The 25,858-nt window shown below is 73.3% G+C and carries 24 protein-coding genes and 1 riboswitch; of the genes, 14 read left to right on the top strand and 10 right to left on the bottom strand.

The genetic code is table 11. From position 1 onward, the window contains the following. Positions 1-6: 6 nt before the first annotated feature. Genes ABD671_RS04425 through ABD671_RS04415 form a run of 3 tightly spaced genes read right to left on the bottom strand, consistent with a single transcriptional unit; the run spans position 7 to position 2,203 of the window. A complete protein-coding gene (locus ABD671_RS04425) occupies positions 7-549 on the bottom strand; it encodes a hypothetical protein (protein WP_344732028.1) in 543 nt (180 codons plus the stop codon). Beyond that, entirely contained in the window at positions 546-1,754 is a 1,209-nt protein-coding gene (locus ABD671_RS04420) for an ArsA family ATPase (RefSeq protein ID WP_344732027.1), read from the bottom strand. Before ABD671_RS04420 ends, ABD671_RS04425 begins: the two co-directional genes overlap by 4 nt. Positions 1,755-1,762: 8 nt before the next feature. Continuing rightward, positions 1,763-2,203, bottom strand: a complete 441-nt coding sequence (locus ABD671_RS04415; RefSeq protein ID WP_344732026.1) for an SRPBCC family protein — start codon at positions 2,201-2,203, stop codon at positions 1,763-1,765. Between the two features lie 153 nt (positions 2,204-2,356). On the opposite strand from ABD671_RS04415, the gene ABD671_RS04410 reads away from it, so the two are divergent. The 10 genes from ABD671_RS04410 (at position 2,357) to ABD671_RS04365 (ending at position 13,993) form a co-directional block, all read left to right on the top strand. Next, positions 2,357-4,147: an AMP-dependent synthetase/ligase gene (locus tag ABD671_RS04410; RefSeq protein ID WP_344732025.1), complete on the top strand. Its 1,791-nt coding sequence runs from the start codon at positions 2,357-2,359 to the stop codon at positions 4,145-4,147. A gap of 337 nt (positions 4,148-4,484) precedes the next feature. Continuing rightward, positions 4,485-5,213 carry a Flp pilus assembly protein CpaB gene (gene cpaB / locus ABD671_RS04405; RefSeq protein WP_344732024.1) on the top strand — a complete coding sequence of 243 codons (729 nt, stop codon included), beginning with the start codon at positions 4,485-4,487 and terminating at the stop codon, positions 5,211-5,213. A 6-nt stretch (positions 5,214-5,219) separates the two neighbouring features. Then, the gene (locus ABD671_RS04400) at positions 5,220-6,449 is read left to right on the top strand and encodes a CpaE/TadZ family protein (RefSeq protein ID WP_344732023.1); all 1,230 of its coding nucleotides are present in this window, start codon (positions 5,220-5,222) and stop codon (positions 6,447-6,449) included. Between the two features lie 4 nt (positions 6,450-6,453). Next, the gene (locus ABD671_RS04395) at positions 6,454-7,971 is read left to right on the top strand and encodes an ATPase, T2SS/T4P/T4SS family (RefSeq protein WP_344732022.1); all 1,518 of its coding nucleotides are present in this window, start codon (positions 6,454-6,456) and stop codon (positions 7,969-7,971) included. Then, complete coding sequence (locus ABD671_RS04390; RefSeq protein ID WP_344732021.1) at positions 7,971-9,923, top strand: type II secretion system F family protein; 1,953 nt, start codon at positions 7,971-7,973, stop codon at positions 9,921-9,923. Before ABD671_RS04395 ends, ABD671_RS04390 begins: the two co-directional genes overlap by 1 nt. A 2-nt stretch (positions 9,924-9,925) precedes the next feature. Next, complete coding sequence (locus tag ABD671_RS04385) at positions 9,926-10,849, top strand: type II secretion system F family protein (RefSeq protein WP_344732020.1); 924 nt, start codon at positions 9,926-9,928, stop codon at positions 10,847-10,849. A gap of 97 nt (positions 10,850-10,946) precedes the next feature. Beyond that, positions 10,947-12,587: a sensor histidine kinase gene (locus ABD671_RS04380; protein WP_344732019.1), complete on the top strand. Its 1,641-nt coding sequence runs from the start codon at positions 10,947-10,949 to the stop codon at positions 12,585-12,587. A gap of 46 nt (positions 12,588-12,633) precedes the next feature. After that, positions 12,634-13,278: a response regulator gene (locus tag ABD671_RS04375; protein WP_344732018.1), complete on the top strand. Its 645-nt coding sequence runs from the start codon at positions 12,634-12,636 to the stop codon at positions 13,276-13,278. 220 nt (positions 13,279-13,498) lie between these two features. Continuing rightward, positions 13,499-13,714 (top strand): Flp family type IVb pilin, encoded by a 216-nt coding sequence (locus tag ABD671_RS04370; RefSeq protein ID WP_344732017.1) that lies wholly within the window; start codon positions 13,499-13,501, stop codon positions 13,712-13,714. A 60-nt stretch (positions 13,715-13,774) separates the two neighbouring features. After that, positions 13,775-13,993, top strand: coding sequence for a Flp family type IVb pilin (locus tag ABD671_RS04365; RefSeq protein WP_344732016.1), 219 nt, complete (start codon positions 13,775-13,777; stop codon positions 13,991-13,993). Positions 13,994-14,209: 216 nt separating this feature from the next. Here ABD671_RS04365 and ABD671_RS04360 read toward each other — a convergent pair whose 3' ends face one another. From ABD671_RS04360 to ABD671_RS04340, 5 genes are all read right to left on the bottom strand, one after another. After that, the gene (locus tag ABD671_RS04360) at positions 14,210-15,493 is read right to left on the bottom strand and encodes a M48 family metallopeptidase (RefSeq protein ID WP_344732015.1); all 1,284 of its coding nucleotides are present in this window, start codon (positions 15,491-15,493) and stop codon (positions 14,210-14,212) included. After that, positions 15,490-16,701, bottom strand: a complete 1,212-nt coding sequence (locus tag ABD671_RS04355; protein WP_344732013.1) for a hypothetical protein — start codon at positions 16,699-16,701, stop codon at positions 15,490-15,492. Before ABD671_RS04355 ends, ABD671_RS04360 begins: the two co-directional genes overlap by 4 nt. A gap of 91 nt (positions 16,702-16,792) precedes the next feature. After that, a complete protein-coding gene (locus ABD671_RS04350; RefSeq protein WP_344732012.1) occupies positions 16,793-17,776 on the bottom strand; it encodes a C40 family peptidase in 984 nt (327 codons plus the stop codon). A gap of 25 nt (positions 17,777-17,801) precedes the next feature. Continuing rightward, positions 17,802-17,942, bottom strand: a riboswitch (cyclic di-AMP (ydaO/yuaA leader). A 159-nt stretch (positions 17,943-18,101) separates the two neighbouring features. After that, the gene (locus ABD671_RS04345; protein WP_344732011.1) at positions 18,102-18,308 is read right to left on the bottom strand and encodes a hypothetical protein; all 207 of its coding nucleotides are present in this window, start codon (positions 18,306-18,308) and stop codon (positions 18,102-18,104) included. A gap of 83 nt (positions 18,309-18,391) precedes the next feature. Beyond that, entirely contained in the window at positions 18,392-19,732 is a 1,341-nt protein-coding gene (locus ABD671_RS04340) for an NYN domain-containing protein (RefSeq protein WP_344732010.1), read from the bottom strand. A gap of 142 nt (positions 19,733-19,874) precedes the next feature. On the opposite strand from ABD671_RS04340, the gene ABD671_RS04335 reads away from it, so the two are divergent. The 3 genes from ABD671_RS04335 (at position 19,875) to ABD671_RS04325 (ending at position 23,459) form a co-directional block, all read left to right on the top strand. After that, entirely contained in the window at positions 19,875-21,647 is a 1,773-nt protein-coding gene (locus ABD671_RS04335) for a DEDD exonuclease domain-containing protein (RefSeq protein WP_344732009.1), read from the top strand. Positions 21,648-21,728: 81 nt separating this feature from the next. After that, complete coding sequence (locus ABD671_RS04330) at positions 21,729-22,007, top strand: Lrp/AsnC family transcriptional regulator (RefSeq protein ID WP_344732008.1); 279 nt, start codon at positions 21,729-21,731, stop codon at positions 22,005-22,007. Positions 22,008-22,016: 9 nt separating this feature from the next. After that, positions 22,017-23,459, top strand: coding sequence for a hypothetical protein (locus ABD671_RS04325; protein ID WP_344732007.1), 1,443 nt, complete (start codon positions 22,017-22,019; stop codon positions 23,457-23,459). Positions 23,460-23,516: 57 nt separating this feature from the next. Here ABD671_RS04325 and trpD read toward each other — a convergent pair whose 3' ends face one another. Beyond that, positions 23,517-24,551, bottom strand: a complete 1,035-nt coding sequence (gene trpD / locus ABD671_RS04320; protein WP_344732006.1) for an anthranilate phosphoribosyltransferase — start codon at positions 24,549-24,551, stop codon at positions 23,517-23,519. A 4-nt stretch (positions 24,552-24,555) separates the two neighbouring features. Further along, positions 24,556-24,981, bottom strand: a complete 426-nt coding sequence (locus ABD671_RS04315; protein ID WP_344732005.1) for an Rv3143 family two-component system response regulator — start codon at positions 24,979-24,981, stop codon at positions 24,556-24,558. A gap of 206 nt (positions 24,982-25,187) precedes the next feature. Between ABD671_RS04315 and ctaE the strand changes: the two genes are divergently transcribed. Beyond that, positions 25,188-25,826: an aa3-type cytochrome oxidase subunit III gene (gene ctaE / locus ABD671_RS04310; protein ID WP_486348165.1), complete on the top strand. Its 639-nt coding sequence runs from the start codon at positions 25,188-25,190 to the stop codon at positions 25,824-25,826. Positions 25,827-25,858: the final 32 nt, after the last annotated feature.

The raw sequence follows: 25,858 nt of genomic DNA, 5'->3' as shown, positions 1-25,858 counted from the left end.
CTCGGATCAGGGGGACGGTGGTCCGTCGGTGGCGGGATCGGCGCCCGGGTCGGCGCCTGGGTCGGCCTCGGGCTCGTCGAGGTCGATGCGCTCGACCCCGGCCGACCGGGGAGCACCGGCGCCGTCGCCGGCCCCGGACTGCTCGGCGACCGCCGCCAGGATGCCCGTCGCGGCCTGCAGGAGCGAACTCGCCGCGCTGGTCAGGTGGTCGCGCACCTCCGGGCTGAGCTCGCGGACGAGGTGCACGGTGCGGCAGATCGGGCAGTAGCGGCACTCGGGCGCGCCGGTCGCGATGCCCTCGTCGAACTGCCGCGCCAAGCCGTGCACGTGCTCGGTGGCCGCGCCGGCGACCCCGGCGAGGCCGTGGGTCCAGTCGGTGCCCTGGTCGCTGGCCCAGCCGGCGAGCGCACCGAACAGCTTGGCGGCCTCCTCGGCGACCGAGCCGACATCGTCGGGTCGACCGGGCCCGCCAGGACCCTCGGGATCACCAGGACCCTCGGGCCCCCCAGGGCTGTCGGGCTCCTCGCCCTGCGGCGGCTCGGTGCTCATCGCGCGCCCCCCGTCGGCGTCGGAGCGGGCTCGGGCTGCTCGACGAACCGCACCCGCAGGGCGCCGTCCTGCACCCGGGCACCCGCCACCCGCAGCCGCGCGAGGCCCGCTGGCAGGGCGAGCAGCCGTCGATAGGAGCCGACCGTGACGACGAGCTCGTCGGCGTGCCGGGCGAGGTCGACGTCGCTGCGCTGCGCGCCGGGGAGGTCGAGCACGAGCACCGCGCCGGCGTCGTCCGCGGCGCGCTCGACGCGGAAGGGGCCCTCGCCCACCGGCGGCGCCCACGGGTCGGGACCCTCGGCGTAGACCGCGGCGGCGACGTCGCGCAGCGCCTCGACGCCCACCGGCTCGCCGCTGCGGTAGACCGATCGCCACACCGGCAGGCCGGCGAAGGACTCCTCGACCTCGGCCAGGACGGCGTCCTGCGCCACGACCCAGCCGGCACGCCAGTCGTCGGCCCCCTCGGCCGGGAAGACCCGGTTCGCCACGACGCCGTCGACCCGGTAGCCGAACAGCGAGAGGGTCGTGTGGCTGCGGCGCGCCTCGGCGACCACCACCTGCTCGGGGGTCAGCACGAGCCGCACGCTGGCCTGCGGGCCCGACAGCAGCGCCTGCACCTCGGCGAGCTCGGCGTGCAGTCGTTCGACCGCATCGAAGACGGAGTCACCCGGCATCGGCACGCCCATGGTGCGCGTCAGCACGGGCTTGAGGGCCTTGATGATGCGGCGCTCGGCCGGGAAGACCCGCTGCATGTACCAACCCAGCGCCTCGGGCAGCGCCAGCAGCCGCAGGGTCTCGGCGGTCGGCGCGCAGTCGACCACGATGGTGTCCCAGCGCCCGGAGAGCACCTGCTGACGCAGCTCGAGCAGCGCCAGCACCTCCTCGGCGCCCGGCAGCACGGTGAGCTCCTCGGCCGCCACCGGGTCGACGCCGGCGACGTCGAGCACGGAGAGCAGGTAGCCCTGGATCTCGGCCCACGACTGCTGGAAGCGCAGCTGCGCGTCGACCTGCTGCACGAACAGGGACGGCGCGACCTCGGTCGGCTCGGCACCGACCGGAGTGCCGAAGGCGTCGGCGAGGGAGTGCGCGGCGTCGGTGCTCAGCACCAGCGTGCGCCGCCCGGTGGACGCCGCGAGGGCGGCGGTACCCGAGGCGATCGTCGACTTGCCGACGCCGCCCTTGCCGGTGAAGAGGAGGATGCGCACGCGGCCGCTCAGGCGAGGGACTCGACGCGCTTCTTCAAGCCCTTGAGCGCGGTGTCGATGAGGATCTTCTCGCCCTTGCGCTTGAGCATGCCGATGAGCGGGATGCTGACGTCGAGGGCGAGCCGGTAGGTGACCTCCGTGGTGCCGTCGCCCCGGTCGCGCAGCAGGTACGCGCCGTCGAGCGCCCGCAGCATCTTGCCCTCGGCGAGGGTCCAGGTGACGCCGCGGTCGCCGTCCCAGACGTAGGCCAGGGTGTACTCGTCCTTGATGGGCGCCACGTCGAGGGAGAAGAAGACCTTCTCGGCGCGGCCGTCGGGGTGGGAGGCGACGACGTCGGCGACCGTGACGCCCTTGGCCCAGGCGGGGTAGGCGGCGAAGTCGGCGATGACGGCCATCACCGCGGCCGGCGCTGCGTCGACGACGATCGACGACGTGGTCTGCTCGGCCACAGGACCTCCTGGAGAGTGCGGGCGGGGGCGGGCGCTGACACCCGGATCGCCCGGGCAGCGTACCGGATGGGGAGGGTCGATGTTCCTCGGCGGTAACCTGACCGGCGGCCCTCGACCGCACACCGAGGTCGGAGCGGGCCCGAAGGAGGAGCAGTGCGCGAGTTCGCCACGCCGACGACCGTCGAGATCCCCACGATCGGCAACCTCACCGACGACGTCGTCCGCAACGGTGCCGAGGCCCCCGAGGCCGTCGTCTTCAACCGTCCCGCCCCCGGCGGCGGCTGGGAGGAGGTCACCGCGGCCGGGTTCCTGGCCGAGGTCCGCGGGGTCGCCAAGGGGCTGGTCGCGGCCGGAGTCGAGCCGGGCGACCGCGTGGCCCTGATCTCCAAGACGCGCTACGAGTGGACCCTGCTCGACTACGCGATCTGGTTCGCCGGCGCGGTGACGGTGCCGGTCTACGAGACCTCCTCGCAGGAGCAGATCGCCTGGATCCTCGGCGACTCCGCCGCCGTCGCCGTGATCACCGAGACCCCCGACCACCTCGCGCGGGTGACCGCCGTGCGCGCCGACCTGCCCGAGCTGCGCCAGGTCTGGTCGATCGGCGAGGGCGCGGTCGACGTCCTCACCCGGCTCGGCGCCGAGATCGCCGACGACGATCTGGAGAAGCGCCGCACCCAGGCCGGGCCTCAGGACCTCGCGACCCTCATCTACACCTCGGGCACGACCGGGCGCCCCAAGGGCTGCATGCTCACCCACGGCAACTTCATGACCGAGCTGGGCGTGGCCGTCGACGAGCTCGAGCGCCTCTTCGAGACCGAGGGCGCCTCGACGCTGCTCTTCCTCCCGTTGGCGCACGTGTTCGCGCGCATCATCCAGATCGGCTGCGTGAAGTCGCGGGTGCGCCTGGGTCACAGCGCCGACATCAAGAACCTGCTCGACGACCTCCAGGGGTTCAAGCCCACCTTCATCCTCGCCGTCCCGCGGGTCTTCGAGAAGGTCTTCAACACCGCCTCCCAGCGGGCGACGGCCGACGGCCGCGGCGCGATCTTCGACCGCGCCGCCGACGTCGCGATCGCCTACTCCCGGGCCCTGGACGCCGGGCGGGTGCCGCTGCGCCTGCGCGCCCAGCACGCCGTGTTCTCCCGCCTCGTCTACGCCAAGCTGCTGGCCGCCCTGGGCGGCGAGTGCACGTTCGCCGTCTCCGGCGGCGCGCCCCTCGGCGAGCGGCTCGGCCACTTCTACCGCGGCATCGGCCTGACGATCCTCGAGGGCTACGGCCTCACCGAGACCACGGCCGCCGTGACGGTCAACCTGCCCGACGCCCTCAAGATCGGCACCGTGGGCCGTCCCATCGGCGGGACGACGGTGCGCATCGCCGACGACGGCGAACTGCTGTTCCGCGGCGGCCAGGTCTTTGCCGGCTACTGGGGCAACGAGGAGGCCACCGCCGAGGCGCTCGAGGGCGACGGCTGGTTCCACACCGGCGACGTCGGCGAGATCGACGACGAGGGCTTCGTGCGCATCACCGGGCGCAAGAAGGAGATCCTGGTGACCGCGGGCGGCAAGAACGTGGCCCCCGCCGTCCTCGAGGATCGGCTGCGCGCGCACCCGCTGGTCGACCAGTGCATCGTGGTCGGCGACGGCGAGCCCTACATCGGCGCCCTGGTGACCATCGACCGCGAGTCGTTCGCGGCCTGGGCGGCCACGCACGGCAAGACCGGCGGCGTGGAGGCCCACCTCGACGACCCCGACCTGCGCGCCGAGATCGAGGCCGGCGTCGAGGAGGCCAACAAGGCGGTCTCGCGGGCCGAGTCGATCCGTCGCTTCGCGATCCTCGCCGAGGAGTGGACCGAGGAGGGCGGCCAGCTCACGCCGAGCCTGAAGCTCAAGCGCCAGGTCGTGATGCGCGAGCAGCGCGCCGAGGTCGCCGCGCTCTACCGCTGACCCTCCCGCGTCCGGGGGCGTCGCCGAGGGTCGCTGGGGGTCGGGACGAACGACCTGCCCGGCCCGGCGACTCGCCTGATGCGGAATCGGTCGCCGATCAGGTGCTCGACCTTCGGATCCGGTTCTCACGCGTCACAGACGCACGCGATCGGTGCGGGAGGAAGCCTTAGGGAAAGCTCTCAGGTGGGCGCGACTTTGACCGAAACAGACCACGACCGACCCCTGCGATCCCTAGCATGGTCGGCGGAGGGGGCACCGGCCCCGCAGGCGTGACTCATGGCGCCGGCATGTGGAGTTGGGAGGCTCCACGCGTCGGCCGACGCAGAAAGGTACGGCGTTGGATCGACGCAGAGTGCTGCTGATCGCGGCGGCCGTGGTCGCCGCTCTCGGCACGGTGCTGGTGTTCCTGTACGTGCGCGGTGCCGACAACCGCGCCGAGGACAAGTTCGCGACCACGCAGGTGCTGGTGGCCAAGGCTCAGATCAACCAGGGCGAGACCATCGCCTCGGCCGCCGCCAACGGCAAGCTGGCCCTCGAGCCGATCGCCGCGGGCCAGGTGCTGCCGGGCGCCGTCACGACCACCACCGGGCTCGACAGCCTCGTCGCGCTCACCACGATCTACCAGGGCGAGCAGATCATCCCCCAGAAGCTCGGGGACGACGCCGCCGCCAGCTCGGCGCTCCCGATCCCCGCCGGCAAGCTCGCGATCTCGGTCAACCTCAGCGACCCGGCCCGGGTGGCCGGCTTCATCAACCCCGGCGCCGAGGTCGCGGTCATCTACACCGGCACGAACCCCACGAGCGGCACCACCTACACCCGCACGCTCCTCGACCGGGCCACTGTGCTCGGCGTCGGGTCGAGCACGCCCACGCCGGTGAGCGGTCAGACCGCCCAGCAGCCCGCCGAGACGGTCTCGCGCACCCTGCTCACCCTCGCCGTCTCCCAGCTCGACGCCCAGCGCATCCTGTTCGCGCAGGGCAACGGCGAGCTCACGTTCGCGCTGCTGACCAAGGACGTCAAGGTGAGTTCCCAGGTCAGCGTCGACGCCACCAACCTCTTCAAGTAGCCGCTCATGCCGATCGTCGTCGATCCCGAGGGCCCCTCGGTCACCGCGCTGCTCACCGCGCTGCCCACCGGCACGCAGGGTGTGGAGTCGGCCGACCGCGTGCGCGCCTGGCTGGGCCAGCACCACGACGAGTACGTCGTCGTGGTCGGTCCGCACCTCCCCTTCGCGGAGGCCGCCGCGCTGTGCGAGGAGCTGCGCATCTCGCGGCCGACCGTGAGCGTGATCCTCGTCCGCGACCAGCTCGACACCGAGGTGCTCACCGGCGCGATGAAGGCCGGCGCCCGCGACGTCGTGGCGACCCAGGACGTCGCCGCGCTCGGCGCCGCGGTCGCGCGCGCCCACCAGCTCTTCGTGGCTCTGCGCGGCCCGGGCGGGGCGACCCAGATCGGGTCGGTCGTGACGGTGTTCTCGCCCAAGGGCGGCGTCGGCAAGACCACGATCGCGGTCAACCTCGCCCTCGCGCTCAACCAGGGCGGTGCGCGCCGGGTCTGCCTGGTCGACCTCGATCTGGCCTTCGGCGACGTCGCCATCACCATGCAGCTCTTCCCGAGCCACTCCATCGAGCACGCGATCGGCTCGGAGAGCACCCTCGACGGCGACCAGCTCGACGCGCTGCTGACCCGGCACGTCGATTCGCTGATGGTGCTCGCCGCTCCCGCCCACCCCGACGTCCGCGAGCGGGTGACGCCGGCGCTGGTCTCGAAGGTGCTGCGCACCCTGCGCGAGAGCTTCGACTACGTCGTGGTCGACACCGCGCCCGCCTTCGACGAGCAGGTGCTGACCGCGCTGGACGAGACCGACGAGTGCGTCATCGTGGCCACCCTCGACGTCCCGACGCTGAAGAACGTCAAGGTCGCCCTGGAGACCCTCGACCTGCTCGACATCGCGCAGGGCCACCGCCACCTGCTGCTCAACCGCGCCGACGACGCGGTGGGGCTCTCCACGGAGAAGGTGGAGGCGATCTTGGGCATGAAGGTCGCAGCGCAGGTGTCGACGGCGATCGAGATCGCGGCGTCCACCAACTCCGGCACCCCGATCGTCGCCGAACGGCCGTCCCACCAGGCGAGCACCGCCATCTGCGCGCTGGCCGCCACCATCAGCGGCGACACGGTCGCGGCGCCGGGTGAGACGCCGAGCCTGGGCGTGACGACCCACGCTGCCACCCCGCCGTCCGCGCGCCCCGACGCCGACGGCGAGGCCGGCAAGGTGCGTTCCCGCTTCCGGATCCGGAGGTAGCCAGATGAGTTCCCTCTCCGACCGGCTCGCCGCAGCACGCGCGGCCTCGGGCGAGACCGAGCCCGCCGACGCCGCCGCGGCCGGCACGACGCCGTCCACCGACGCCCCCGGCAGCCCGGGCGCGCACGCGGCCCGCGAGCGCGCCGAGCAGCCCGCCGAAGCGCCGGTCACCACGACCGCCGGACGCCGCCGGGCGCAACCGACCGAGTCGGCGTTGAGTTCGCGACGCGCGGCCGCCCAGCAGAGCGGCGACCGCATCGAGGAGCTGAAGAGCAACGTGCACGCCGAGCTGCTCAAGCAGCTGGGCCCGCACCTCTACGACTCCGACATGGACCAGAACGAGCTCGACCAGCGGGTGCGCAGCGTGCTCGCCGACGTGCTCGGCTCCCAGGAGCGGCCGCTCTCCACGAGCGACCGCGCCCGGGTCACCCAGGAGATCAGCGACGACATCCTCGGCTACGGGCCCATCGAGCCGTACCTGCGCGACCCCGACGTCTCCGAGGTGATGGTCAACGGCCACCGCAGCATCTGGCTCGAGCGCCGCGGCCGTCTGGTGCCTGCCGACGCCCAGTTCGCCGACGAGGGCCACCTGCGCCGCACGATCGACAAGATCGTCTCGCGCATCGGCCGTCGCATCGACGAGTCCTCGCCCATGGTCGACGCCCGCCTGCCCGACGGCAGCCGCGTCAACGCCGTCGTCCCGCCGCTGGCCGTCGACGGGTCGGCGCTGACGATCCGCAAGTTCGCCACCGACCCGCTCGGCGTCGAGGACCTCATCGGCTTCGGCAGCCTCACCCCGCAGGTCGCGGAGTTCCTCGACGCGTGCGTGCGCGGTCGGCTCAACGTGATCGTGTCCGGCAGCACCGGCGCCGGCAAGACCACCACGCTCAACGTGCTGTCGTCCTTCATCCCCGACGACGAGCGCATCGTCACCATCGAGGACGCCGCGGAGCTGCAACTCAAGCAGGAGCACGTCGTGCGCCTGGAGTCGCGCCCGGCCAACATCGAGGGCAAGGGCGCGGTGACGATCCGCGACCTGGTGCGCAACTCGCTGCGTATGCGTCCCGATCGCATCATCGTCGGCGAGGTCCGCGACGCCTCCGCGCTCGACATGCTCCAGGCGATGAACACCGGTCACGACGGCTCGATCTGCACCCTGCACTCCAACGGCCCGCGCGACACGCTCTCCCGCATGGAGACGATGGTGCTGATGGCCGGCATGGACCTGCCGATCCGCGCTATCCGCGAGCAGGTGGCCTCCGCCGTCGACCTCATCGTGCACCAGACCCGCTTCAAGGACGGCTCGCGCCGCATCACCCACGTGACCGAGGTGGAGCGCATGGAGGGCGACGTCATCACGCTCCAGGACATCTTCGTCTTCGACAACTCCCTCGGCTTCGACCGCGAGGGTCGCAGCCTGGGTCGCCTGCGCCCCACCGGCCTGCGGCCGAAGTGCGTGGAGAAGCTGGCCTACGCCAACGTCACCGTCGACCCGATGCTCTTCGCCACGGACCGGTTGTGATGCCGCGCCGCTCCCCCGCCGTCCTCACCCGGCTCGCCGGCGCCGCGGCGGTGCTCGCGACCCTGGCCGCGCCGGTGGCGGCTCCGGTGGCCGCTCAGGCGGCCGACGACGCCACGCCCGGCGCCGCCATCAGCCACGTGCAGACCGTCGACGGCGGTCTCGACGTGCTCGTGTCGGTGCCCGCCGGCAGCGACGTCGACCTCGCGTCGGTCGCGATGACCATCGACGGGGTCGAGGCCGACGCCACCGCGCAGCAGGCCAGCGGCTCCGACGCCGTCCGCCGCACCACCGTGCTCGCGATCGACACCAGCAACTCCATGCGCGGAGCACGGTTCGACGCCGCGAAGCAGGCCGCCGAGACCTTCCTCGACAGCGTCCCCGACGACGTCTACGTCGGCATCGTCAGCTTCGCCGGCGACGTCACGACCGCCCAGACGCCCACCCTCGACCACGAGGCGGCGCGGTCGGTGCTCGACTCGCTCACCCTGAGCCGCGAGACCCGGCTCTACGACGGCGTCCTCTCCGCGATCACGGTCGCCGGCACCGAGGGCCAGCGCAACCTCCTCGTGCTCTCCGACGGCGCCGACACCACCGACACCCGGCTCAGCTCGGTGCTCGACGCGGTACGGCGCTCCGACACGCTCGTCGACGTCATCAGCCTCGACACCGCCGGCGCCGCCACGAACCCCGACCTCGAGGAGCTCGCGAAGGCCGGCGACGGCGCGGTCATCCCGGCCACCAGCGACGCCCTGCGCGCCGCCTTCGCCGACGAGGCCGACGCCCTGCAGCGGCAGATCCTGGTGACCGCCCCGCTGCCCGCGGGCCTGACCTCCACCGAGGCCACCGTGGCCGTCACCCTGCCCACCGCCACCGGCACCCTGGAGGCCGACGCGTTCGCCACCGTCGCGAAGGCCGCGGCGACCTCCGCGCCGCTCGCCGTCCCGACGATCGACGCCGGCGGCCGGTCGCTGCCGTCGTGGGCGCTCTACGCGGGCGTGCTCGCGCTCGGCGCGGGCCTGGTCGGCGTCCTCATGCTGCTCGTGCCCCGTCCGCCGCCGCCGATGTCGGCAGCCGACAGGGTCACCGCCTACACCGCGAGCACCGCCGGCATCGGGGCCGAGCGCCCGCACCTGCGCATCGACACCGACCAGGCGCTCACGCAGGCCAAGGACGCCGCCGCCACCATGCTGCGCCGCAATCGCGATCTCGAGAGCCGCATCGCACGGCGCCTCGACGCCGCCGGCAGCGAGCTCAAGCCGGCCGAGTGGCTGCTCCTGCACGTCGGGATCTTCCTCGGGGTCGGCCTCATCGGGGTGCTGCTGGCCGCCGGCAACATCGTGCTCGGCGTCTTCGTGATCCTGCTCGGCGCGATCATGCCGTGGGTGGTGCTCGTCGTCCGCGGCTCGCGTCGCCGGCGCAAGTTCGACTCCGTGCTGCCCGACACCCTGCAACTGATGTCGGGGGCGCTCGCGGCCGGTCTCTCCCTCCAGCAGGCCGTCGACACGATCGTCAAGGAGGGCTCGGACCCCATCGCCTCGGAGTTCCGGCGGGTGCTGGTCGAGACCCGGCTCGGGGTGCCGGTCGAGATCGCCCTCGACGGCGTGGCCGAGCGGTTCGGCAGCAAGGACTTCGAGTGGGTCGTCATGGCGATCCGCATCCAGCGCCAGGTCGGCGGCAACCTGGCCGAGCTGCTCGACACGGTGGCGGCCACGATGCGCGAGCGCGAGTACATGCGCCGCCAGGTGGCCTCCCTGTCGGCCGAGGGCCGGCTCTCCGCGTGGGTGCTCGGCCTGCTGCCGCCCCTGTTCCTGCTCTACCTCGTCGTCACCCAGCGCAGCTATGTCGAGCCGCTGTTCACCGACCCCCGGGGCTGGTTCATGCTGGCCTTCGCCGGCCTGTGGCTGGGCATCGGCGTGTTCTGGATGAGCCGCCTGGTGAAGGTGGAGGTCTGAGCATGATCCTGCTCTTCGTGCTCGGCGTGCTGCTCGTCGTCGCCGCGCTCGTGCTGATCTCGCTGGCGCTGAAGCCCGAGGACCCCAACGCCGGCGTCAACCGGTCGCTCGAGGTGCTCGAGGCGATGACCGCGGCCCCGCAGGAGCTGCGCCAGGAGGCCGATCGGCCCTTCAGCGAGCGGGTGGTCGAACCCCTCCAGGCGCGGGCGCTCTCGCTCGGACGCCGGCTCAGCGGATCGGACTCCACCGAGCGCATCCGGGCCAAGCTCGAACTGGCCGGCAACCCCGAGGGCTGGAGCATCGAGCGGGTCGTCTCCGGGAAGGTGATCATGGGCGTCAGCGCGCTCCTGGTCGCCCTCGCGATCTCCTTCGTGCTCGGCACCTCCCTGCCGGTACGGGTGGTCATCGTGCTCGTCGGCGGCGTGCTGGGCTTCTTCGGCCCCGACCTGTTCCTCTACCAGCGCACCTACGAGCGCGCCGAGAAGATCCAGCGGGCCCTGCCCGACGCCATCGACCTGCTGACCATCTCGGTGGAGGCCGGCCTCGGCTTCGACGCCGCCGTCCAGCAGGTCGCCCGCAACACCCAGGGGCCCCTGGCCGAGGAGTTCGCCCGCGTGCTGCAGGAGATGCAGCTGGGGCAGGGCCGGGCCGCCGCGCTGCGCGCCATGGGCGACCGCTCCCCCGTCGAGGACCTCCGCTCGTTCGTCGGGTCGATGGTGCAGGCCGACTCCTTCGGCGTGCCGATCGCGCAGGTGCTGCGGGTGCAGTCGGCCGAGATGCGGGTCAAGCGCCGCCAGCGGGCGGAGCAGAAGGCCCAGCAGGTGCCGGTCAAGATGACCGTCCCGCTGATCTTCTTCATCCTCCCCACGCTCTTCATCGCCGTCATGGGACCCGCGGTCCTCACCGTGCTGGACAGCTTCGGCTGATCCCACGGCGGCACGCCGTACGTGCGCGAGGCCCCCGACTCGCCGATAATCACTCCCGCGGAGACCGACTCCGAGGGGCGCATCGGAAGGGGGCAGGGTGACCATCGCGGAACGGCAGTTCTTCCGCCTCGCCGCGGCTGCCCGCACCTTCGTGTTCGTCGCCCTGGTCGGCAGTGCCGCCTACGCCCGGGACGAGGCGGCCATCCGGGCCCTCGGCCTGGTCGGCCTGTTCTGGGTGCTCCTCCAGCTCGTCGAGCTGCGGCCCCGACCGCTGCTGGGTCTGAGCTCGGTGCTCGAACCTCTCGTCGTCGGCACGGCCTGCGGTGTCGCCCTGCACGACAGCACCGCCGCGGTCGGCGTCCTGGCGGTGCCGGCGTTCACCGGCGGTCTCTACCGCGGCCTGCGCGGCATGGGCCTGGCCCTCTCGGCCCAGCTGACCGCGATCGTCGCGCTGTCCTTCCTCGTCTTCGACGGCATCTCCCCCGACCAGAGCGTCGCGGTCTTCACCTGGACCGTCACCGGCCTGGGCCTCGGCCTGGTGGCCTGCTTCGTGCGCAGCGCCGTCCTGCGCAGCCATGACCCGCTGACGCCGTACTACTTCGCCCAGACCCTCATCCGCCAGCTGATCGGCCTCAGCGGCGAGCTGCGCTCGGGCCTCGACCCGGCGATCCTGGGCGGTGCGATCCTCGGCAGCGTGGGCGACGAGGTGCCGACCTCGGCGCTCGCGCTCTACGTGCCGCGTGACGACGAGCTCGTCCCCCTGGTCACCAAGAGCCTCGACGACGCCGCCGACCTCGGGCCCCACCTGGCGCTGGCCGAGCGCGCGTGGGCCGGCCAGGAGACCCTGCTCGAGGACGCCGACCACTTCGCGCTCGTGCTCGTCACCGGCGCCGGCCGGGTGGGTGTCGTGGCGGGCAGTCGCGTGCTCACCTCCGGGAGCGAGCCGCGGCTCCCCCGCGACCTCCACCGCCGTCTCGACCGGGCCCTGCATCCGCTCGCCGTCCAGCTCGACACCGCGCTGCTGTTCTCCCGCTTCCGCGACTCGGCGACCGCCGAGGAGCGTCGCCGGCTCTCCCGCGAGATGCACGACGGCGTCGCGCAGGACATCGCCTCGCTGGGCTACCTCGTCGACATGATCGCGGCCACGCCCCCCGGCCCGCGGCACGACGAGCAGATCGAGCTCCTGCGCCAGCGGATCTCCGCGGTGGTCGCCGAGGTCCGGCGCACCGTCATCACGCTGCGCACCAGCGTCGGCAGCAGCGAGAGCCTGGGCAGCGCCATCGGCTCGATCGCGCGCAACCTCAGCCAGGTCTCCGGCATGCCGATCACGGTCACCCTCGACGAGCAGCCGACCCGGCTGCGCCCCGAGATCGAGGCGGAGCTGTTCCGCATCACCCAGGAGGCGCTCAACAACGCCGTCAAGCACTCCGGGTGCACCCAGATCACCGTGCACTGCCAGGTGCAGCCGCCCTCGGCGTCCATCACCGTCACCGACAACGGGCGGGGCATGGGCATCGGGCGCTCGGACTCCTACGGGCTGGGCATCATGCAGGAGCGGGCGCACCTCATCGGCGGCATACTCAGCATGGCCGAGACACCCGGCGGCGGACTCACCGTGCGCTGCGTGCTCGGCAACGGTCTGCGCGAGGTCCCGGTCGACGCGACGGACGCCGACACGGCGGACGCCGAGGACGCCGTGGACGCCGAGGTGGCCGAGGCCGTGGAGGTGGAACGGTGACCGGGAACGTCCCCGAACGGGGTCCGGCAGGGCGAGAGGACGCACGATGACTGACAAGACCCGGGTGGTGCTGGTCGACGACCACGAGCTCATCCGCAACGGCCTCTCGGGGGTCTTCGACCTCCAGGACGACATGGAGGTCGTCGGGGTGGCGGCGAGCGTCGCCGAGGCGCTCACCCGCTGCGCCGAGCTGCGTCCCGACGTCGTCGTCACCGACCTCCAGCTCCAGGACGGCACCGGCCTGGACATCGTGCGCGCCCTGCGCAAGCAGAGCGACACCATCGGCCTGGTCGTGCTGACGATGCACTCCGGCGACGACCAGATCTTCGCCGCCATGGAGGCCGGCGCCTCGGGCTTCGTCGGCAAGGACGCGCCGTCCACCGAGGTCGTCAAGGCCGCCCGCCATGCACGGGTCTCGCCCCGGTCCTTCGTGTGCGCGGGCCTCGTCCAGGCGATGATGCGCCGCTCGGCGGCGGAGTCCACGCGGCTGACCGACCGCGAGCACGAGGTGCTGCTGCTCCTGGCCGACGGCCTGGGTGCGGCGCAGATCGGCCAGAAGCTCTACCTGAGCGAGTCGACGGCCAAGTCGCACATCGCGAAGATCTACCAGAAGCTCGGTGCCACGAACCGCGCCCAGGCCCTGGTCACCGCGATGCGCATCGGCCTGCTCTCCAGCATCAAGCCCGCCTAGGTGTACCCGGCCAGGGCGGAGCCGTCTCGTCTCCCTCGCCCGAAGGGGTAGTCCGAAGTGACTACGCGTCTCGGGGCCTTCACCTGATCCTGCATCGGTGGACGGTCCGGCAGGATTCTTCTCGTGAGGTCCTCCGGGGCCTGACCGGCCGGGGACCGAGCCCCCACCATCAGGGGCAGGAGCCCCAGCACCACTGCCTCGTCACCATGGGAGAACTCTGATGATCGAATACCTGCGCCTGCTGCTCAGCGGCCGCCGCCCCTCCGCCGACGAGCGCGGCGCCTCCGCCGTCGAGTACGGCCTGCTGATCGCCGGCATCGCCGCGATCATCGTCGTCGCCGTCGTCGCGCTCGGTCCGGTCGTCAAGAAGGCCTTCACGACCACCTGCTCCAACATCACCAGCGGCAACTCCGCGATCGCCACCGGCACCTGCTGACGTGAGGAGGGGCTCGGGCCCCTCCGCCGTCATCCGCCACGAGATCCGCGAAGGAACCGCATGACCGAGTACACCGACCCGACCACGTCGAGCGAGCGCACCCGCAGCGAGCGCGGCGCCTCCGCCGTCGAGTACGGCCTGCTGATCGCCGGCATCGCCGCCATCATCGTGGTCGCCGTCGTCGCCCTCGGCCCCGTCGTGAAGAACGCGTTCACCGGCACCTGCTCGGCCATGACCGGCGCGGCCACCGCCGTCGGCGCCGGCAACACCTGCTCCTAGCACCACCCGCCGTCAGTCCCCGAGCGGCCACGCTGCCGCCGGACGAGGCCACCAGACCACTTCCTGGGGAGGGAGTGCAGGCCCTCGCCGAGTCGGACCTGCTGGTGATCGACACCCGGTTCTCCGGGTCGCGACCACCGGCCGGATCCTCTCGGCGAGGGCCATCCTCCATTTCCGGGCATCCTCACCCGCCGCCGCCCGACCGGGCGCCGAGGCTCAGCGGGCGGCCGGCTCCTCGGCCGGCTCCTCGGCCGGCTCCTCGGCCCTCTGCTCGAACCGCTCCGCGATCGCGATGCGCTGCATCGTCGTGGGATGCGACCCGAACCAGAACTGCGACCACGCCGGCGGCGTCGGGTCGGAGACGGCATGCAGGTTGAGCTCCTCCTGCATGGCGATGAAGGACGCCGGATCGCGGGTCGCCTCCAGAGCGCCGACGTCGGCACGGGTCTCGATGAGCCGGCTCAGCCCGTTCTGCACCGGGCTGGCCAGGAAGCTCGCGATCGCGAACAGCGCCAGGAGTCGCGGCACCGAACCGGGCTCCCCCACCTTCCGTCTCCCGAGCACCAGACCCAGCAGGCCCACGCCGAGCGCCGCACCCGACGCACCGAGGAGCGAGCCGGTCAGCACGTCGTCCCGGCGGGCGTGGGTGAGCTCGTGGGCCACGACCGCGAGCACCTCGTCCTGCGGGAGCTCGTCGACGAGGTTGTCGTAGAGGACGACCCGTCGGGTGTCGCCGAAGCCGGAGACGTAGGCGTTGAGGGTGGTCGTGCGGCGGGAGGCGTCGGCCACCAGCACGTCGTCGATGTGCACGTGCTCGGTGTCGGCCAACTGGAGGATCCCGGTGCGCAGCGAACCGTCGGGCAGCGGTTGGAAGGAGTTGAAGAGCGGCTCGACCACTACCGGGTAGACGAAGGAGCCGGCCATCACCAGCGCCGCGAACAGCCCGCCCGCGACGGCGGGCCAGCGGCGCGGGAAGCGGCGGATGCAGGCGAGGAGCACCACCACTGCCAGCGAGGTGGCGACGATCTGCACCAGCTCGCCGACCGCCAGGTCGCGCGCGAAGCCGCTCCAGGACTGGCGGGTGATGCCGTAGTCGCGGGCGTGGATGCGGAACGCGACGGCGAAGGGCAGGGTGATCAGGCGGCCCAGGAGCACCGTGATCGCCACGGCGAGGGCCGCGCGCGCCCACCAGCGCCCGGGCAGGCGGTCGACGACCCGGCGTCCGGTGTCGGTCAACCCCCACCAGGCGGCGACGGCGAGGGAGACCGCCAGCGACCCCCAGCTCCACACCCGGGCCCACCGGGAGTACTGCTCGGCACGGTCGATCTCGGCGAGGGAGAGGAAGCGGGTCGGGTCGGCGGCCGCCACCGACCCGCCGGGGACCGGATGCCAGGGGATGCGCCACCACGCGACGAGGGCGAAGACGACGCCGGCCAGGAGGACGACGACGAGGGCGGTGCTCCGAGCCGGCCGGGGCTCGCTGGTCCGAGAGGAGCTCACGACGCCAAGTCTGACAAACGCTCCCGCCAGGTCGAGGTGAGCTGCGCCAGGGTCAGTCCGGTGACCTGTCGCAGCGTGGCCGCGAAGGGCGCGCCGGCGCCCGCCCGGTCGTAGAGCCGCTCGAGCCCGACCGTGCCGACCCGCTCGCCGATGATGACGCAGGCGATCCACGCGCTCTCGTAGGTGGCGTCGAGCCCGGAGGCCTGCACGGAGAAGTCGGCGGTGCTCGGCAGGGCCCGGGGGACGCCGGACCGCCGGGTGCGCGCGATCAGCTCGGCGGCGGTGGTGGTGATCGGGAGCGCGACGTTGCGCAGCGCGACGTAATCGGCGAAACCCTCCACCAGCCACAGCGGCGCCCTGCTGGTGACCGCGCCGGTGGCGGCATGGGTGGTCTCGTGCGTCATCACGACCTGGGCGCCGGCGCGGCGCAGCTGGTCGAACTGCTCGGGGTTGACGAACACGTGCACGGGGGCGTCGGCGGCGTCCGAGCCGTCGACCGGTGCCGTGACCGCGGCGATCCCGGCGTAGGTGCCGCTGGAGGCGTCGAGCATGCGGTCGAGCTGGGGCTCGGTGGCCGGCACCTCGACGACGAGCCGGCTCTGGGGCATGTCGAGGGTGCGGGCCACGCTGGCGATCGCGACCCGCGCCAGCCGCGCGTACCGGTCGGCCCGTGCCGACACCGCGACCTGCACCAGTGCCTCGCCGGCCCGCCGCACGGTGATCGGACCGCTCAGCCACAGGGGGGACCGGTCGCCTCCCCCACCCGCGGAGACGATCCCGACGCCGGAGGCATCGGACTGCAGGACGAAGGAGACCTCGGCCTGGGCCGAAGTCGGGTCGAAGCCGGCGATGCGCCATCGCACGTCGGCGACAGCGCGCCAGCGTCCCTCGGCGTCCGGTGCGGTGCTCTGGTCGACGTAGCGGATGTCGAGGTCGGTCAGGGAGAGGTCGCGCGCGTTGGCGGCGATCCCGGCCAGCCGACGGGCCGCAGCCGGGTCGTCGGCGGGTGCGAGCCGGGCGGCGGCCTCCGGATCGCCGGCCCGCAGCGCGTCGGCGAACCGGGTGAGGGCGGCAGCCGCGAGGCCCGGCGCGACGTCCTCGGCCGCTCCGCTGGGCTCGGTCGAGGACGGCGGACGGGCGACGTAGGTGTCCTGTCCGCGGGTGAGCACCAGGAGGACGGCGACCACCGCGACGACGGTCGTCAGCACCAGCCCGCGCAGCAGCCAGGGGCGGCGCGGGCGCGTCGGGATGTCCGGGGCCGTGCCCGGATCCGAGGGGACGACGACCCCGGTCAGCGGCTCAGCCCGGTCGGACGGCGCCGACGTACGGCATCGAGTGCAGGCTGGAGACGGTGACGCCCGTGCCGGGGTTGGCGGCGTGGACGATCATCCCGTTGCCGATGTACATGCCCACGTGGCTGATCGGCGAGTAGTAGAAGACCAGGTCGCCCGGGCGCAGGTCGCTCTCGGCGACGTGCGGACCCGAACCGAACTGGGCGCTCGAGGAGTGCGGCAGCGCCACCCCCGCCTGCGCCCAGGCCATCATCGTCAGACCCGAGCAGTCGAAGGCGTTCGGGCCGGCCGCGCCGTAGACGTAGGCGTCGTGCACCTGGGCCATCGCGTAGGCCACCGCGGCGGCGGCACGACCGCTGGCCGGCACGTCGCTGGGGATGCGGATCTCGCCGCGGGAGAGGATCGCGGCGCGCTCCTCCTCCTTCAGGTCGGCCAACAGCGCCTGGGCCTGGCTCAGCTTGGAGTCGATGGTCTTCTTCGCCGACGCCAGCTCGGAGCGGGTGGCCGCGACCTGGGCGGCCCGCTTCTCGGTGGCCTCGGTGCGGATCGCCAGCGCCTTCGCCTGGTTGGCGTAGGTGTCGTACATCTGCTGCTGGAGCTCGTCGTAGGACGACAGCGTGGCCAGCTTCTGCAGGAAGGCCGACGGGTCGTCGGCGATGACCATCTCGCCCACGGCGGAGAGGTTCTGGCCCTCGTACTGGCTCACGACCGAGTCGCGGACCCGCTCGCGGACCTGCTCGAGCGCCTTGTCCTGACGCGCCTGGTCGGCCCGCAGGACGCCGAGGTCGCGCTGCAGGTCGGCGAGCTCGAGGCGCGCCTGGTTGTACCGCTCCGAGGCCTGCTCGGCCTGGCGGTAGAGGGAGTCGACCCGGGCCTGGACCGACGAGATGTCGGGCTTGGCCGACGCGGGGCCGGAAGGGATGAGTCCAGCGACGGCCACGAGGGCCAGACCGGCAGCTGCGCTGCCGAGTCGTTTCCGTCCGAGGTGCACGAGCGGGCGGTCTCCTTGGTGTCGTACGCCTACCGGGTGAGCTGACGGGTTCGGGCACGACTTGCCCTACCCCCGCTCCTCGGCCGTCGGCCGCCTTGCGAGGGATTCACCCCAGAGTGGTTGGTTCCCCGGCTCCCGGATCCCCCGATGGATCCGGAACTCAGCGCGGTGTCCGCGTGGACCGGTGCGGCCCACTGCGACGGACACCTGGCAGGTGAGGCTAATCGCGACCGGAGGGCCCCGCCAATTCGTCCCGGCATGTCGCGCCGTGAATTTGGTCCCCTCTCAGCCCCGTGCGCCTCAGGCGTCACGTACGTCACACGCGTCACGCCGATTCGACCTCGGGTGCCGTCACCGCCTGCACCAGACGCAGCGGCGGCACGAGTCCGCCCGCGGCCAGCAGGTCGAGCGCCCGGCGCTCGTCGTCGTCGAGGCACAGCTCCGGCGGCGGGCCGAGGAGCACGGTCACCACGCAGTCGTGGCAGGCCAGGCTCCGCACCACGCAGGTGTCGCAGTCGATTCGCGTCGTCATGGGAAGGACGGTGACAGCGACCACCGACAAACCGTCGAGCGGCGTGTCGCGGCGTGTCGGCGCGAACCGCCGCGCCGCGACGATCAGCGGGCGAGCAGGTCGAGCAGGGCCCGGGCGCCGACGGGCCGTGCGGCGGCCCGGGCGGCCCGGTCGGCGACCTCGCCGTCATCGCTCACGACGAGGACGACGCGCCCGGCCGGCTCGGCCTCCGCGAGGCGGCCGACGACCTCGTCGGCGATGACGCCCCGCGGGCTGAAGACCACCCGCAAACCCCGGGGCGGGTGGACCGGCGGCCGCGAGCCGGCCTCGGCGGCATCGAACACGACGGTGGTCTCCGCACCCGTGCGGGCCACCAGCGGCGCCAGCGCGGTCAGCAGGCGCTGGCGCTGGACCTCCAGCGAGGACGCGGGCCACGCGGCCTTGCTGACGTTGTAGCCGTCGACGATCAGCCGCGAGCGCGGCATCGTGAGGTACCGCTCGAGCAGGGACGCCGTCACGGCGACGCGGCCCGCCGTCGCGCCGCCGACGGCGCTCGAGGCGGCGTCCTCGGCCTCCAGGGCGGCCTCGACGCGGGCGGCGGGAGTACCGGCCACCGACGGCAGCGCCAACTCGCGGCGCAGACCGCTCGCCGCCTCCAGGACGGTGTCGAGGAGCAGCCGCGCCCGCACGCTCGCCTCCTCCCGCTCGGCGCGGGCCGCGCGTGCGGCCCGGCGTGCGCCGGCCTCGGCTCCCCCGTCGCGCTCGGCCGTCTCCAGCCGGGCGCGCAGATCGGCGGCCTCGGCCGCGGCCGCCCCGGCCCGGGCCTCGGCCCGGGCACGGTCCGCGGTCGCGGTGGCGATCTCCTCCTGCAGGGCCGCCATCGCGGCGGCCGCCTCCTGCTCGGCGCCGTCGCGCGCCTCGCGGCGCAGTTCGCCGACCCGGCGCCGCAGGGTCGCGACCTCGGCCTTGAGCTCGTCGACCTGCTGTCGGTGGGCGGCGCGCGCCTCGCGCAGCGCCTGCTCGGCCTGCTCGGCCCGGGCGCGCCACCGCTCCTCGCGCGCCCGCTCCTGCTCGGGCGAGGGGGCCTCCCGGTCGGCGACCTCGGCGATCTCGACGCGACAGCGCTCCTCCCAGCCCTCCGGACGCACGAGCCAGTCCAGGGCGGCGGCCTCCGCGGGGTCGTCGAGACCGCCGCTCTCGAGGGCGGCGATCCGTGCCGAGCGGCGCGACTGGACCTGGGTGGCCACCCGCTCCCGGACGGCGTCCTCGCCCAACCCCTCGACGATCGCCGTGGCGCCCAGGCGCGCACGGCGGGCGGGGGCGAAGGCGGCCACCCGGCGCAGCGCGGGCGGCAGGGCGGGGACGTCGGGCAGCACCTCGGCGGCGAGGGCGACCACCCGGGTGCGAACGGCGCCGGGCAGCTCGTCGAGTCGTGGAGCCACCATGCCGCCTCCCCTCCGATCGCCGCGCCGACGGGCACGACCGGGGCCCTCGCCCGGTCCTTCCAGCCTAGTGGCGCGGGCGGGATCGGACGCCGTCGTGCGCGTCGCCCGCGGATTGTCGGCGGCCCCACCTAGCGTGCCGATCATGACCATGACCGCCGAGAACCGCTGGGAGGTCCAGCGCAGCTTCGACGAGCTCGGCCGGCCGCTGCGCGAGGTCACCTTCTGCGTCGTCGACCTCGAGACCACCGGGGGATCGGCGGCGGGCGGCTCGATGATCACCGAGATCGGCGCGGTGAAGGTGCGTGGCGGCGAGGTCCTCGGCGAGTTCCAGACGCTGGTGAACCCGCGCTCGGCGATCCCCCCGTTCATCGCGGTGCTGACCGGCATCTCCGATGCGATGGTCGCCGGCGCGCCGTCCATCGAGACCGTGCTGCCCGCGTTCTTGGAGTTCGCCTCCGGCTGCGTGCTGGTGGCCCACAACGCCCCCTTCGACGTCGGCTTCCTCCAGCACTTCGCCCGCGAGCAGGGGCGCGCCTGGCCGCGGTTCGAGATCGTCGACACCGCCCTGCTGGCCCGACGGGTGATCACCCGCGACGACGCCCCGAACTGCAAGCTCGCCTCCCTCGCCCGCGCGTTCGGCTCGGCCACGACCCCCGACCACCGGGCGCTCACCGACGCGCGGGCCACCGTCGACGTGCTGCACGGGCTCATCGGCCGGCTCGGCACGCTCGGGGTCTCCACGCTCGAGGAGCTGCAGACCTTCTCCTCCCGGGTCAGCGCGGCCCAGCGCCGCAAGCGCCACCTGGCCGAGGGCCTCCCCCACGCGCCGGGCGTCTACCTCTTCAAGGACCCCCGCGGCCGGGTGCTCTACGTGGGCACCTCCCGCGACGTGCGCACCCGGGTGCGCAGCTACTTCACCGCCTCCGAGACCCGTTCGCGGATGGGCGAGATGATCAAGCTCGCCGACAGCGTGGAGGCCATCGCCTGCGCGACCACCCTGGAGGCGGCGGTCCGCGAGCTGCGCCTGATCGGCGAGCACAAGCCGCCCTACAACCGGCGATCGCGCTTCCCCGAGAAGGTGCACTTCGTCAAGGTGACCCCCGAGCCGTGGCCGCGGCTCGCGCTGGTCACGCGGGTGCTCGACGACGGCGCCGACTACCTCGGCCCCTTCTCCTCCCGCGCGGCGGCCGAGAAGTGCGTGGCCGCCCTCCACGAGTCGTTCCCGGTGCGGCAGTGCACCGACCGGTTCGGACGCCGTCCCCGCCGCACCCCCTGCGTGCTGGCCGAGATGGGCCGCTGCCTCGCGCCCTGCGACGGGCGGGTCGATGCGGAGACCTACGGCGCGGTGGTCGAGCGCCTGCGCGAGGCGGCCTTCCGCGACCCCGACGCCGTCGTCCACGTGCTCGAGGCGCGCATGGAGGGCCTGGCGCAGGGCGAGCGGTTCGAGGAGGCCGGCGTGCACCGCGACCGGTTGACCGCCTTCCTCCGGGCCGCCGCCCGGCATCAACGCCTGCGCGCGCTCACCGCGTGCCCCGAGGTGGTCGCCGCGCAGCGCGACGACGACGGCACGTGGTCGGTGCATGTGGTGCGGCACGGCCGACTCGCCGCGGCCGGGGTGATCCCCCGCGGCGCCGACGCCCACCGCTACGTCGCCGAGCTGCGGGCGAGCGCTGAGACCGTGCGCCCCGCCCTGGGCCCGGTCCCCGCCGCCGCACCGGAGGAGACCGAGAAGGTGCTGCGCTGGTTGGAGGCGCCCGGCGTCCGGCTGGTCGACATCGACGGCGAGTGGACCTGCCCGGTCCGCGGGGCGCACCGCCACCTGCCCCGCCACGACGCCGTGGAGGAGTCGCGGCGCTCGCTCGTCCCGTTCGGCGAGCGTCGACCGCTGCGTCCGATCGGCCCCACCGTCGGCTGATCCCGGCGCGGCGCGCGCGGCGCCCGCGACAGGTTCAGCTGGAACGGCCGACGACCGGCGCCGATGGCCTAACCTCGGCCCATGATCACCGCGATCGTGTTCGTGCACGCCGATGTCGCCCGCATCCCCGAGGTCGCCGAGGAGATCGCCTCGCTCGACGGCGTCTCGGAGGTCTACTCCGTGACCGGCGAGATCGATCTGATCGCGATGGTGCGGGTGCGCACGCACGACGAGATCGCCTCGGTGGTTGCCGACCGCCTGAACAAGGTGCCGGGCGTCGTCTCGACCCAGACCCACATCGCCTTCCGGGCCTACTCCCAGCACGACCTCGAGAGCGCCTTCTCCCTCGGCCTGGACTGACGCCGCGCCATGGTGACCCGACTGGTGCGCGGGGTGATCCCCGCGATCCTGCTCGCGGTGACCCTCGTCGTGGTGGCCCTGCGGCAGCTGCGCCAGCCGATCAACCTCGACACCTTCTTCCATCTGCGCATCGGGCAGGAGTTCCTCCACGGCTGGACGCCGTGGGACCCCGGCAGCCTGACGCCGTACGCCACCCGGTCCTGGTTGCCGACGCAGTGGCTGAGCCAGATCGTCCTGGCCTGGGCCGAGGACGTCGGCGGGCTGCGCGGCGTCCTGTGGCTCGCGGCGGCGGTCTCGGTGGTCTACGTCGCCGTCCTGGTGCGGGCCTGCCTCCAGGAGGCGCCGCTGCTGGTGGCGGCGCCGTTGGCGGCGGTCACGCTGCTGGCCTCGCTCACGGCGCTGTCCGCTCGACCGCAGATCGTCAGCTACCTCCTCGCCGTCGTCACGCTGGCGGCGTGGCTGCGCACGGCGCGCGACGGCCGCCTGCGGTGGTGGCTCGTGCCGCTCACCTGGCTATGGGTGCTGCTGCACGGCATGTGGCCGGTCGGCATCGCCACCAGCCTCGTCGCCGCGGCCGGCCTCACCCTCGACGCCCCGCCCGCGCAGCGGCGCATCCGCGCCCGCGCGTTCGGCGTGGGGCTGGGCTCGGCCCTGGTCGCCGGGCTCACCCCGGTCGGGCCGGGCGCCTACGGCGCCGTGCTGCTGGTCGGCAGCCGCGCCAACTACTTCTCCGAGTGGGCGCCGCCGGACTTCACCCGCTTCCCCGCCCTCGCGCTGGCCGGCCTGCTGCTGCTGACGCTGGCGGTGCGGGTGCGATCGGGGCGCGACACCTGGACTGCCGACCTGCTGCTGCTGACGGCTGTCGGATGGGCGCTCTACTCGAACCGCACCACGCCCATCGCCACCGCGATGCTCGCCGTCCTCCTGGCCCGCCTGCTGGGCCGGCTGCGCACCGCCACGGGCACCGACGCCGACGCCGGCACGGCAGGCGCCGAGGGAGCCGGCTCGCCCCGCGCCCGACGGATGCTCCTCGGCGGTGCGGCGGCGACGATCCTGGCCGCGGCCGGGTTCGCGGCGGTGATGCCCGATCCGCACCCGGTCGAGCCGGACTGGCTGGCGCCGACGGCGGCCGCGCTGCCCGACGGGACGCCGATCCTCACCCGGATCGAGTTCGGCAGCTACCTCGTCTGGGCCTACCCCCGCCTCGACGCCGCGTTCAACGGGTACGCCGACGCCTACACGACCGACGAACTCGATGACATCTTCACCCTCCAGGACGTCGGCGACGGCTGGGAGGCGATCGTGAGGCGCGACCGGTTCGACTACGCGCTGCTGCCCGACGACGACGCGTTGGCCTACAACCTGCGGCTGGCGGGCTGGCGGGTCCTGCACCACTCCCAGGACGTCGAGTTCCTGGTGCGCCCCGGCGCCCCCGACCCGGCCGCGAGCTGAAGCCGGCCAAGACGGGCCGATACGAGCCGGGACGAGCCGAGACGGGACGGCCGAGACTCAGGCGGTCGCGGCGATCCAGCGCTCCAGCGTGGCCGCCGCGTCGCCGCCGTCGATGGCGGCGGCGGCGCGCTCCATCCCGGTGCGCAGCGAGGCGACGACATCGGCCCCCGGCTCGGCGTGGATCGCGAGCGCGGCGCCGGCGTTGAGCACGACGGCGTCGCGCACCGGCCCGGCCTCGCCCGCGAGCACCCGTCGGACGACGTCGGCGTTGAACGCGGCGTCGCCGCCGCGCAGGCCCTCGGCCGTCCCGGGAGCGAGGCCCAGCTCCTGCGGGTCGACCACCGCGGTGGTCACCTCCCCCTCGTGCACGACCCAGACGTCGGAGACGGTCGTGGTGGTGAGCTCGTCGAGACCGTCGCGACCGCGGAACACCCAGGCGTCGACCCCGCGGGAGGCGAAGACCCCCGCCATCACCGGTGCGGCGACCGGGTCGGCGCAGCCGATGGCCTGGGCGCCGGGGCGGGCTGGGTTGGTGAGCGGTCCGAGCAGGTTGAAGCTGGTCGCCACCCCCAGCTCGCGGCGGGGTACCGCCGCGTGCCGCATGGAGGGGTGGAAGGCGGCCGCGAAGCAGAAGGTGATGCCGGCCTCCTCGGCGACCGGGCCGACCCGGTCGAGGGGCAGGTCGAGCCGGACGCCGAGCGCCTCGAGCACATCGGCGGCGCCGGACTTCGAGGACGCCGAGCGGTTGCCGTGCTTGACCACCCGCGCGCCGGCGCCGGCGGCGACGATCGCGGACATCGTGGAGATGTTGACCGACATGGAGCGGTCGCCGCCGGTGCCGACGACGTCGAGGAGCCGGCCGGGCACGCTCAGCGGCTGGGCGTGGGTCAGCATCGTGTCGGCCAGCGCCGTGAGTTCGCTCACCTGCTCGCCCTTCGCGCGCAGCGCGATCGCGAAACCGGCGATCTGCGCCGGGGTCGCCTCACCGGCGAGGATCTCCCCCATCGCCCAGGAGACCTGGTCGGGGGTCAGGTCGGTACCGGCGACCAGGCCGCCGATGACATCGGGCCAGGTCGTCGTCGTGGCGGTCACCGGATCAGCCGGTCGCGACCGAGCCCGAACGCGCCGGCCGCAGCAGGCCCACGACGGTCTCGGCGAGGTGGATCGGGTCGATGGGGTGCGAGACCGCGGCGTCCGCGCGCGACCAGGTGGCCAGCCAGGCGTCCTGCGGCCGCCCGGTGAGCACCAGGAGCGGCGGGCAGCGGAAGATCTCGTCCTTCAGCTGCTTGGCGATCCCCATCCCGCCCGCCGGCACGGCCTCGCCGTCGAGGATCGCCAGGGCGATGCCCCCGGCGTCCATCGTCGCGATGACGACGGGCTCGGTGGCGACCTCGACGTACTCGAACTCCGGGAGCTCGGGATGCGGGCGTCGCCCGAGGGCGAGGATGACCTGCTGGCGGGTGGTCACGTCGTCGCTGTAGACGAGGACGCGCAGCGTCTGGTCCGAGGAGGTCTGGCTCACGGGCGCGATGCTAACGCGGTCCGTCCCCGGCGGCCACGGAGCCGGGACGATCGTGGTCCTCGAACCGTCCGGATCCGGTCCGAGGACCCCTGCGGGCGCCGCCCCCGGGCCCTCCGACCCGGGCCCTCCGACCCGATGACACGGTCACCTGTGAGACAGATGGGGGTCGGCGTGGCTTCGGCCATGCGGCAGGCCATAATGGGTCTGTGGCGACCACGGCAACCATCCCTGCATCCCGTCTGCACGGGCACCATGACCGACCGAGCATGGTGAGCGTCGGAACCATCATCTGGCTCTCCAGCGAGCTGATGTTCTTCGCGGCGCTCTTCGCGGCGTACTTCACGATCCGGTCGGTGAGCCCGGAGCTGTGGGAGGTGAACACGGAGGCGCTCAACGTCCCGTTCGCCGCCGCCAACACCACGATCCTGGTGCTCTCCTCGCTCACCTGCCAGCTCGGCGTCTTCGCCGCCGAGCGCGGCCAGGTCGGCCGGTCCGGTTCGCTGCTGAACTTCCGCGGCTGGGGCCTGCGGGAATGGTTCATCCTGACCTACCTCATGGGCGCGGTCTTCATCGGCGGCCAGGCCGTCGAGTACACCGAGCTCGTCCACGAGGGCATCACGATCCAGGACTCCGCCTACGGCACGATGTTCTACCTGACCACCGGCTTCCACGGCATCCACGTGACCGGCGGTCTGATCGCGTTCCTGCTGGTGCTGGGCCGCACCTACCTGGCCCGACGCTTCACCCACGAGCAGGCGGTCAGCGCGATCGTCGTCTCGTACTACTGGCACTTCGTCGACGTCGTGTGGATCGGGCTCTTCGCCACGATCTATCTCGTCAAGTAGTCCCGCCGTCGCCCGCCGCTTCCTTCAAGCAA

Origin of the sequence: Nocardioides fonticola (genome assembly GCF_039536805.1) — a bacterium.
Classification (GTDB): domain Bacteria; phylum Actinomycetota; class Actinomycetes; order Propionibacteriales; family Nocardioidaceae; genus Nocardioides; species Nocardioides fonticola.
Note: the sequence above shows the minus strand (reverse complement) of the source record. Positions and strands in the feature narration are given on the sequence as shown.

What these genes read in the sequence shown, in the direction of transcription:
- ABD671_RS04425 (WP_344732028.1), bottom strand. Translation starts at nt 549, where the DNA reads ATGAGCACCGAGCCGCCGCAGGGCGAGGAGCCCGACAGCCCTGGGGGG.
- ABD671_RS04400 (WP_344732023.1), top strand. Translation starts at nt 5,220, where the DNA reads ATGCCGATCGTCGTCGATCCCGAGGGCCCCTCGGTCACCGCGCTGCTC.
- ABD671_RS04395 (WP_344732022.1), top strand. Translation starts at nt 6,454, where the DNA reads ATGAGTTCCCTCTCCGACCGGCTCGCCGCAGCACGCGCGGCCTCGGGC.
- ABD671_RS04390 (WP_344732021.1), top strand. Translation starts at nt 7,971, where the DNA reads ATGCCGCGCCGCTCCCCCGCCGTCCTCACCCGGCTCGCCGGCGCCGCG.
- ABD671_RS04385 (WP_344732020.1), top strand. Translation starts at nt 9,926, where the DNA reads ATGATCCTGCTCTTCGTGCTCGGCGTGCTGCTCGTCGTCGCCGCGCTC.
- ABD671_RS04375 (WP_344732018.1), top strand. Translation starts at nt 12,634, where the DNA reads ATGACTGACAAGACCCGGGTGGTGCTGGTCGACGACCACGAGCTCATC.
- ABD671_RS04370 (WP_344732017.1), top strand. Translation starts at nt 13,499, where the DNA reads ATGATCGAATACCTGCGCCTGCTGCTCAGCGGCCGCCGCCCCTCCGCC.
- ABD671_RS04365 (WP_344732016.1), top strand. Translation starts at nt 13,775, where the DNA reads ATGACCGAGTACACCGACCCGACCACGTCGAGCGAGCGCACCCGCAGC.
- ABD671_RS04345 (WP_344732011.1), bottom strand. Translation starts at nt 18,308, where the DNA reads ATGACGACGCGAATCGACTGCGACACCTGCGTGGTGCGGAGCCTGGCC.
- ABD671_RS04340 (WP_344732010.1), bottom strand. Translation starts at nt 19,732, where the DNA reads ATGGTGGCTCCACGACTCGACGAGCTGCCCGGCGCCGTTCGCACCCGG.
- ABD671_RS04335 (WP_344732009.1), top strand. Translation starts at nt 19,875, where the DNA reads ATGACCATGACCGCCGAGAACCGCTGGGAGGTCCAGCGCAGCTTCGAC.
- ABD671_RS04330 (WP_344732008.1), top strand. Translation starts at nt 21,729, where the DNA reads ATGATCACCGCGATCGTGTTCGTGCACGCCGATGTCGCCCGCATCCCC.
- ABD671_RS04325 (WP_344732007.1), top strand. Translation starts at nt 22,017, where the DNA reads ATGGTGACCCGACTGGTGCGCGGGGTGATCCCCGCGATCCTGCTCGCG.